This is a genomic window from Mesorhizobium sp. M7A.F.Ca.AU.001.01.1.1 (assembly GCF_004022735.1).
In the GTDB taxonomy this organism is placed as follows: Bacteria; Pseudomonadota; Alphaproteobacteria; order Rhizobiales; family Rhizobiaceae; genus Mesorhizobium; species Mesorhizobium ciceri.
In genome coordinates this window covers 1-1076 of sequence record NZ_RZPF01001164.1, presented here as the reverse complement: position 1 = coordinate 1076, position 1076 = coordinate 1, and the positions used below count along the sequence as shown (strand labels likewise).

Genomic DNA, 1076 nt, shown 5'->3' with positions numbered 1-1076 from the left:
CCTCTGGGACCTGGCGCATGGCGCCTGGGAGGACTGCTCCGGGCCGTCGCGGTTCAAGGAGGAGGGCGCGCAGGAGAGCCTGGTGTCCGGCATCAAGAAACTGACCTCGAAGCCGGTCGTAGGCGTCGGTCGCTTCACCTCGCCGGATGTGATGGTGAAGATGATCAAGTCCGGCACGCTGGATTTCATCGGCTGCGCGCGCCCATCGATTGCCGATCCCTTCCTGCCGAAGAAGGTGGAGGAGGGGCGCATCGAGGACATTCGCGAATGCATCGGCTGCAACATCTGCATCACCGGCGACATGACCATGTCGATCTCGCGCTGCACGCAGAACCCGACCTTCATGGAGGAATGGCGCAAGGGCTGGCATCCCGAACGCATGCAGGCCAAGGGCGATAGCGACAGCGTGCTGATCGTCGGCGCCGGCCCGGCCGGGCTGGAGGCGGCGCGTGCGCTCGGCCTGCGCGGCTATCAGGTGGCCATCGCCGAGGCCGGCACCGAACTTGGCGGCCGCGTGGCGCGCGAGTGCCGCTTGCCTGGTCTCTCGGCATGGGGACGCGTGCGCGACTACCGCCAGTACCAGATCAGCCAGATGTCCAATGTCGACGTCTATTTCGAAAGCCGATTGTCGGCGCAGGAGATACTGGACTTCGGCTTTCAGAACATTGCGCTTGCCACCGGCTCGACATGGCGCCGAGACGGCGTGGCGCGCGCGCATGTCGTGCCGATGCCGATCGACCCGGCCATGCCGGTCTACACGCCGGACGATCTGATGGCCGGCACTGTGCCGACCGGCAGTGTCGTGCTGTTCGACGACGACCACTACTACATGGGTGGCGTTCTGGCCGAGCTGATGGCGCGCCAGGGCGCGAAGGTGACGCTGGTGACGCCGTCGGCCTATGTATCCGACTGGACCCGCAACACGCTGGAGCAGGGCGCCGTCCATCGCCGGCTGGCCGAACTCGGCGTCGAGATCGTGCTGAACCGGACTGTGACGCGCATCGTGCCGGGCGGTGTTGCCACGGCGTGCGCCTATACGGGCAGCCAATTTGACATCGCCGCGGACGCCGTGGTGC

General features: G+C 66.4%; 1 protein-coding gene. It reads left to right on the top strand.

Annotation, left to right across the window (positions count from 1 at the left end):
• Positions 1-1076, top strand: a 1076-nt coding sequence (locus tag EN884_RS36765) for an NAD(P)-binding protein (protein ID WP_206617765.1), incomplete at both ends; no start/stop codon positions are given.